Annotated in this window: 8 protein-coding genes and 1 pseudogene; 6 read left to right on the top strand and 3 right to left on the bottom strand. The window is 65.0% G+C overall.

Annotated features, from left to right (window positions below):
* The 3 genes and pseudogenes from IC66_RS0102105 to rpsF all read right to left on the bottom strand — a co-directional run.
* Positions 1-640, bottom strand: a pseudogene (locus tag IC66_RS0102105) (hypothetical protein); the annotation flags it as partial.
* A 131-nt stretch (positions 641-771) separates the two neighbouring features.
* On the bottom strand, positions 772-1011 hold the full coding sequence (gene rpsR / locus IC66_RS0102110) for a 30S ribosomal protein S18 (RefSeq protein ID WP_007592020.1): 240 nt from the start codon (positions 1009-1011) through the stop codon (positions 772-774).
* A 5-nt stretch (positions 1012-1016) separates the two neighbouring features.
* The gene (gene rpsF / locus IC66_RS0102115) at positions 1017-1526 is read right to left on the bottom strand and encodes a 30S ribosomal protein S6 (protein WP_028145028.1); all 510 of its coding nucleotides are present in this window, start codon (positions 1524-1526) and stop codon (positions 1017-1019) included.
* Between the two features lie 336 nt (positions 1527-1862).
* Here rpsF and IC66_RS0102120 point away from each other — a divergent pair, with 336 nt between their 5' ends.
* The 6 genes from IC66_RS0102120 to IC66_RS0102145 all read left to right on the top strand — a co-directional run.
* A complete protein-coding gene (locus IC66_RS0102120) occupies positions 1863-2567 on the top strand; it encodes a TetR/AcrR family transcriptional regulator C-terminal domain-containing protein (protein WP_028145027.1) in 705 nt (234 codons plus the stop codon).
* Between the two features lie 3 nt (positions 2568-2570).
* Positions 2571-3596 carry a fatty acid desaturase family protein gene (locus IC66_RS0102125; RefSeq protein ID WP_038946506.1) on the top strand — a complete coding sequence of 342 codons (1026 nt, stop codon included), beginning with the start codon at positions 2571-2573 and terminating at the stop codon, positions 3594-3596.
* Between the two features lie 173 nt (positions 3597-3769).
* Positions 3770-4729, top strand: a complete 960-nt coding sequence (gene fabD, locus IC66_RS0102130; RefSeq protein WP_038946507.1) for an ACP S-malonyltransferase — start codon at positions 3770-3772, stop codon at positions 4727-4729.
* Between the two features lie 101 nt (positions 4730-4830).
* Complete coding sequence (gene fabG, locus IC66_RS0102135) at positions 4831-5568, top strand: 3-oxoacyl-[acyl-carrier-protein] reductase (RefSeq protein ID WP_028145024.1); 738 nt, start codon at positions 4831-4833, stop codon at positions 5566-5568.
* Between the two features lie 313 nt (positions 5569-5881).
* Positions 5882-6121, top strand: coding sequence for an acyl carrier protein (locus tag IC66_RS0102140; protein ID WP_008130699.1), 240 nt, complete (start codon positions 5882-5884; stop codon positions 6119-6121).
* Between the two features lie 107 nt (positions 6122-6228).
* Positions 6229-7094 (top strand): beta-ketoacyl-ACP synthase II (locus IC66_RS0102145; RefSeq protein WP_049806439.1); only part of this gene is annotated, 866 nt, incomplete at its 3' end.

Here is a 7094-nt window from a genome sequence, read left to right on the forward strand (position 1 = left end):
GCAGCCGGCCCGAGGTCGCCGTGATCTTGGCGCTGAGCCAGAGGTTGAGCGTCAGTGTCATCATCGCGATGATGGTCGCCGCGGCCGGTGCGATCCGCACCAGCGCGTCGACGAACTGGCCGGCTTCGCCGGAGCTTTGCGGGTCGGTGGCCCGGAGGAGGCGCATCAGGCCGCGCCGCAGCGTGCCGATGATGGTCTCGGCGTCGGTCCCGAGCGTGAGCAGGGCGGCGATCGTGGTCAGCGTGGCGAAGCCGGCGAGCCACAGCAGGATGCGGCCGACCGGATACCATTCGAGGTCAGGTTCGGCGGGCGCGGCGCCGTCTGGCGCGGCATGTCCCACGGCAACCTTTCCCACAGGACGGCTGAGCAGCGCGAGATGGCCGAGCCACCAGGCCGGCAGCGCGACGGTGACGGCGAATGCGATGCAATAGGGCAGGCCGAACAGGGCACCGAGCCCGATCGCGGCGGCGATGCCGCCGAGGCTTGCGCAAAGCGGTCCCCAGCCGATCGCGGCGACCATCAGCGGCAGGGGGGCGAGATAGAACAGGACGAGCGAGATCAGCGCGCCCGAAATGATCGAGGCGAACATCAGGGCCGACGCAGCGCCGGCGATCAGGGCTATCAGCACAAAGGCCATCATCAGCTGTCCCGCTCCCTTCGAGCGGTTAGAGGCATCTCGCCCCAACCATCGGCGACCGGACGACCCGGAAGCCTTATGAGTTCAAAAAAGTCGCGACCGGCGGCGTGACGCCGCCGGTCGAATTGGTCGTATCAGCGAATGACGTAGGGCAACAGGCCCAGGAACCGCGCGCGCTTGATGGCGCGGGCGAGCTCACGCTGCTTCTTCGCGGACACCGCGGTGATGCGGCTCGGCACGATCTTGCCGCGCTCGGAGACGTAACGCATCAGCAGCTTGGAGTCCTTGTAGTCGATCTTGGGAGCATTGGCGCCCGTGAACGGGCAGCTCTTGCGACGACGGAAAAATGGGCGGCGTGCACCAGCTTCAGCCATTGTTCTTACTCCCCGTCCGTCGTGGTGGTGGTTTCAGCTTCTTCGCGCGGACGGCGCGGGCCGCGGTCACCGCGGAAGCCACCACCGTCACGATCGCCACCACGGAAACCACCCTCGCGGTCGCCGCGGAAGCCACCGCCTTCGCGGTCGCCACGGAAGCCGCCGCCACGGTCGTCGCGCTCGCGGTCACGGTCGGCCTTGCGCATCATCGCGGACGGGCCTTCCTCGAGTTCCTCGACGCGGACGCTGAGATAGCGAATCACGTCTTCGCTGATGCGCTCCTGGCGCTCGATCTCGGCGATCGCCGCGGACGGCGCGTCGATGTTGAGCAGAACGAAGTGCGCCTTGCGGTTCTTGTTCATGCGGTAGGTGAGGGAGCGTACGCCCCAATTCTCGGTCTTGGTGACCTTGCCGCCGAGACCCTCGACGATACCGGTCATCTGCGCAGTCAGTTCTTCGACCTGCTGCGTGCTCGCGTCCTGACGCGCGAGAAAGACATGCTCATAAAGAGCCATGGTAGTCCTTTCCTCATGTTGGCGCATCGCCCGGCGTCAAGCCCTTAAGAGGCCTTCGGAAAGGACTCTGGGATTAAGCTCAGAAGGCGGAAACACGGGACGACGGGCCGACTGGCCCTGCCACACCAAAATCACGAATGACTTGCTGAGACCGTCCGTTCAGCTCCCGGCCGGGGTCTGCGGATGCGCGCCTTATACGGATTTTGGCTGACTTGGCAAGGTTGGAGTGTCCCGTTTCCGGCCGGGCGGTGCTGGCAGGGGGGCCAAACCCACGCTCCCTTACCAGCTTGACCTATTTGTTTGTATGTCATACAAATAATGGATCGGGAGGTGCTGATGGCGGGTGAATCGATCCAGGCTCCGTTTGAGGCGTCGGCAGGCGATCCGAAGCACGCTACGCGGGCCACACGGTCGGCGGGGCGCAAGATGCGCTCGCTGCTGCTGGATGCGGCAAGCCCCCTGTTCCGGGAGCGGGGACTTTCGGGCACGGCGATCACCGACATCGCGGCCGCCGCGGACGCATTCCCGAGCCAGATCACCTACTACTTCCGCACCAAGGAGGCGCTGTTCGTCGAATGCGCTTGCCGCGAGCTGCTGTATCTGGCGCGTGCGACCGAGCAGGCGGCGCTGAAGGCGCGCACGCCACGGGACTACACGCATGCGCTCGCGGAGACCGTGACGGCGAGCGATTCAGTGGCTTTCTTTGCCGAGGCGCTGACATTGACGCGGCGCCGCCAGGATCTCGCACCGCTGGTCGAGCGCACGATCGAGCGCCTGCACGGCGAAGGCGCGCGCGCCTATGCAAGCCAGGTGGCGCGGCACGGCTGGCGCTCGCTGCGCGCGCCCGACGAAAGCTCGCGGCGGTTCTGGGCCGTCGCCATCGGCGTCATTCTCGAAGGCTACGCCATGGGCCGTTCGCCCGAGGCGCTCTGCGCCGAGATGCTGCGCGTGCTCGGCGAGCAGGCGAAATCCGATGACACGGCGCGCCTGCGTCTCGTCGAGGGGCGCGAGGCATCAAGCAATTCGAACGAGGAAGGCTAGGCCATGACCGCGCTTCGCATGCGTGCCCGCGATTTCCTGACCGACGACCAGCTTGCCGACGTGCGAGAGCGTGTGACCTGGAAAGGTGTTGCGCTGATCGCGCACGCCTGGGCGCTGATCATTGGCGCGATCGCCTTGGTCGCGTGGTGGCCCAATCCGGTCACCTATGCCCTCGCCGTCGCAATCATCGGCTCGCGCCAGCTGGGCCTCGCGATCCTGATGCATGATGGCGCACATGGCTGCCTGTCCACTGATGAGAAAACCAATCTGGCCCTGAGCCAGTGGTTCTGCGCCTATCCGCTGTTTGCTGAGACGCGCAGCTACCGGCGTTACCACCTTCAGCACCATGCGCGCACCCAGCAGGAGGATGATCCCGATCTCGTGCTGTCGGCGCCGTTTCCGATCACCAAGCTCAGCTATCGCCGCAAGTTCATTCGCGACATCACCGGGCAGACCGGCTACCAGCAGCGCAAGGCGCAGCTGCTCAATGCGCTCGGGCCGAAGGACTGGCCGTGGCGGCAGCGTCTGGCGCATTTCTGGGACAAGCTCGGCCCGCAATGCCTCCTCAACGCCGCCATGTTCGCAGCGCTCGCGGCGGCCGGCGTATGGTGGGCCTATCCGCTGCTCTGGCTGGTGCCGCTCCTGACCTGGATGATGGTCATCACCCGCATCCGTAACATTGCAGAGCATGCCGTCGTCCCCGACAGCAGCGATCCCCTGCGCAACACCCGCACCACGCATGCCAGTGTTCTCGAGCGCCTGTTCATCGCGCCGTACTACGTCAACTATCACCTCGAGCATCATCTGCTGTTCTACGTGCCCTGTTACAATCTGCCGAAGGTCCATCGTCTGCTGAGCGAGAGCCGGCACGCCGGCCGCATGGAGGTGCAGCCGAACTACGCGGCGGTGTTGCGGCTGGCGACCGCAAAGCCTGACAGGGAGGATCGGCCGGGGCAGTTGGCGAGCAGCGCGCGCCGTGCGCGGGCCGGAGCGGAGGTCGACGCCAACCAGACCGCCGGTGGGTTTTGAGGGGGCGCATCCCCAGTTGAGTGCTGCTCGAAGTTCCCATCTCGGCTTGACAGTCCGGCCTCGGACAGTGTCTACGGCCCCCTTTGGAGCACGATCCGGAACCATGGCCTAACGCCGTGCGTAATCGGCTGCCGGTTCTCGCAGGGATCGTGTCCGACAAGCAGGGAGCGCCGATGACGGCTGCATTCACATTTCCTGGGCAGGGTTCCCAGGCGGTCGGCATGGGCAAGGCCCTGGCCGATGCCTTTCCGGTGGCGCGCGTAGTGTTCGACGAGGTCGACGCCGCGCTAGGGGAGAAGCTGACAGCGATCATCTGGGATGGTCCGGCCGAAACCCTCCAGCTCACCGAAAACGCCCAGCCGGCGCTGATGGCGGTGTCTGTCGCCACCCTGCGCGTGCTGGAGGCTGAGGCGGGATTTTCCGTGGGACGAGATGCGGCCTTCGTCGCCGGCCACTCGCTCGGTGAATATTCGGCGCTGGCCGCGGCCGGCAGCCTGACGGTCTCGGATACCGCCCGCCTGCTTCGCACCCGCGGTCTCGCAATGCAAAAGGCCGTCCCGGTCGGCGCCGGCGCGATGGCCGCGCTGCTCGGTCTCGACTACGAGGCCGCCATTGAGGTCGCCAAGGAGGCGGCGCAGGGGCAGGGCTGCCAAGCCGCCAACGACAATGGCGGCGGGCAGGTTGTCGTCTCGGGCGACAAGGCCGCGGTCGATCGCGCCGTCGAGATCGCCAAGGCCAAGGGCGCCAAGCGCGCGATGCTGCTGCCGGTGTCCGCCCCGTTCCATTGCAAGCTGATGCAGCCCGCTGCCGACGCCATGGCAGAAGCGCTGTCGAAGGTCACGATCAAGGCCCCGGCCGCGCCGCTGGTGTCGAACGTGCTGGCGAGCGCCATCACCGATCCCGACGAGATTCGTCGCCGCCTGGTCGAGCAGGTCACCGGCACCGTGCGCTGGCGCGAGTCGGTTGCCTATATGGCAGGGCAGGGCGTCACGCGGTTCTTCGAGATCGGCGCCGGCAAGGTCCTGTCCGGTCTCGTCAAGCGCATCGCGGACGGCGCCGTCGGCGTTTCAGTCGGTGGCCCGAACGACATTGCCGCCGCCAAGGATGCATTGGCCGCTGCCAAGCAGGGCTAAAGCGCGATGATTGCTCATCGCGCTTGAGTTTTTCAGTTTACGCACGATCTTTCGGAAACCGCTGCGCACTTTTCCGGATCGTGCTTTGGAGGAGTTTTTCGATGTTCGATCTGACTGGTAAAAAGGCGCTCGTCACCGGCGCGACCGGCGGCATCGGCGGCGCGATCGCGCAGGCGCTGCACGCGCAGGGTGCGACCGTTGCGATATCAGGAACGCGCAAGGAGGTGCTGGATGAGCTTGCCGGCAAGCTCGGCGAGCGCACCTTTGTGTTGCCCTGTAATCTTTCCAAGGCCGACGAGGTCGAGGCGCTGGTGCCCGCTGCGGAAGCGGCAATGGGCCAGGTCGACATCCTCATCGCCAATGCCGGCATCACCCGCGACAATCTCTTCGTGCAGCTCCGGGACGAGGATTGGGAGGAGGTCATCAACATCAATCTGACTTCGACCTTCCGCCTGGCGCGCGCTGCCACCAAGCTGATGATGCGCAAGCGCTTCGGCCGCATCGTCGCCATCACCTCGGTGGTCGGCGTCACCGGCAATCCCGGGCAGGGCAATTACACGGCGTCGAAGGCGGGCCTGATCGGCATGATCAAGACGCTGGGGGCCGAATACGCCAAGCGCGGCGTCACCGCCAACTGCATCGCACCGGGCTTCATCAAGACGCCGATGACCGATGCGCTCAACGACAAGCAGCGCGAAACGATTCTGACCAAGGTTCCGGCCGCCCGCCTGGGAACGCCCGAGGATATCGCGGCGGCGGCCGTCTACCTCAGTTCGAACGAAGCAGCCTACGTCACCGGCCAGACCATTCACGTCAACGGCGGCATGGCCATGATCTGAAGCGTTCGTTCCGCACTGCCCACATGGGCTGTGGGGATGCGGCAAACGGCCGTTTCCGGAGGGAAATGAGGCTTGTAGTCAAGGCAATTGAAGTATGATAACCGGACGCTCAACGGATGGGCAAAGAACGCCATTGCAGGTTTTTGAAACCCTGTATATTGGCGATGCGGAGCCTTGGCCGTCGTTCGCCGGGCCCTGTATCGGTTAGGATGGGGCCAAATCAAAGTTCGTAAGCGAAGGCAAGTAACACGACCACGACGGCTCGTATCGTCCCGGGGGGTCGGGTCTACAGGGAACAACACGAGGTTATGCAATGAGTGACATTGGCGAACGGGTTAAGAAGATCGTGGTCGAACACCTTGGTGTTGAACCCGAGAAGGTTGTCGACGCCGCGAGCTTCATCGACGACCTCGGCGCCGACAGTCTGGACACCGTCGAGCTGGTGATGGCGTTCGAAGAAGAATTCGGTTGCGAGATTCCGGACGACGCTGCGGAAACGATTCTCACCGTCGGCGACGCCACGAAGTTTCTCGAGAAGAACGCGAAGAGCTAAGGCTCTTCATTTCGCGGGGACAACATTGAAACCGGACGGGCCGCTTCCCAGCGGTCAGCCGGTTTCTTGTTATTGGCCGTGAATCTTTCGATGCGGAGTTTTCGGATATGAGGCGGGTTGTCGTCACTGGTCTCGGCATGGTGTCGCCACTCGGCTGCGGCGTCGAACCGACCTGGAAGCGCATCCTCAACGGCGAGAGCGGTGCGCGCAGGATCGAGAGCTTCGATGTCTCCGATCTTCAGACCAAATACGCCTGCACGGTCGTGCGCGGCGACGGCACCAACGACACCTTCAATCCCGACAAGTGGATGGAGCCGAAGGACCAGCGCAAGGTCGACGACTTCATCATCTTCGGCATGGCCGCAGCCGGCCAGGCGCTCGACGACGCCAACTGGCATCCGGAGACCGAAGAGGACAAATGCGCAACCGGCACCATGATCGGGTCGGGCATCGGCGGCCTCAACGGCATTGCCGAGACCGCGATCCTGCTCAAGGAGCGCGGACCGCGCCGGGTGTCGCCGTTCTTCATTCCGGGCCGCCTGATCAATCTGGCTTCCGGCTACGTCTCGATCGCGCACGGACTGAAGGGACCGAACCATTCGGTGGTCACGGCCTGCTCGACCGGCGCACACGCCGTCGGCGATGCCGCCCGCCTTATCGCGCTGGGCGATGCCGACGTGATGGTCGCTGGCGGCGCGGAATCGCCGATCAGCCGCATCGGCATTGCCGGCTTCAACGCCGCGCGCGCGCTGTCGACCGGTTTCAACGAGACACCCGAAAAGGCCTCGCGTCCCTACGACAAGGACCGCGACGGTTTCGTGATGGGCGAGGGCGCCGGAGTCCTGGTGCTCGAGGAGCTCGAGCACGCCAGGCGCCGTGGCGCCAGGATCTATGCCGAGGTGATCGGCTACGGTCTTTCGGGTGATGCCTATCACATTACCTCGCCGTCGCCCGACGGCGATGGCGGCTTTCG

The organism is Bradyrhizobium genomosp. III, assembly GCF_000261705.1.
Lineage (GTDB): Bacteria > Pseudomonadota > Alphaproteobacteria > Rhizobiales > Xanthobacteraceae > Bradyrhizobium > Bradyrhizobium ottawaense.

Bases quoted from the DNA above. Each gene is read 5' to 3' on its own strand.
- rpsR (WP_007592020.1), bottom strand. From the start codon at position 1,011: ATGGCTGAAGCTGGTGCACGCCGCCCATTTTTCCGTCGTCGCAAGAGC.
- rpsF (WP_028145028.1), bottom strand. From the start codon at position 1,526: ATGGCTCTTTATGAGCATGTCTTTCTCGCGCGTCAGGACGCGAGCACG.
- IC66_RS0102120 (WP_028145027.1), top strand. From the start codon at position 1,863: ATGGCGGGTGAATCGATCCAGGCTCCGTTTGAGGCGTCGGCAGGCGAT.
- IC66_RS0102125 (WP_038946506.1), top strand. From the start codon at position 2,571: ATGACCGCGCTTCGCATGCGTGCCCGCGATTTCCTGACCGACGACCAG.
- fabD (WP_038946507.1), top strand. From the start codon at position 3,770: ATGACGGCTGCATTCACATTTCCTGGGCAGGGTTCCCAGGCGGTCGGC.
- fabG (WP_028145024.1), top strand. From the start codon at position 4,831: ATGTTCGATCTGACTGGTAAAAAGGCGCTCGTCACCGGCGCGACCGGC.
- IC66_RS0102140 (WP_008130699.1), top strand. From the start codon at position 5,882: ATGAGTGACATTGGCGAACGGGTTAAGAAGATCGTGGTCGAACACCTT.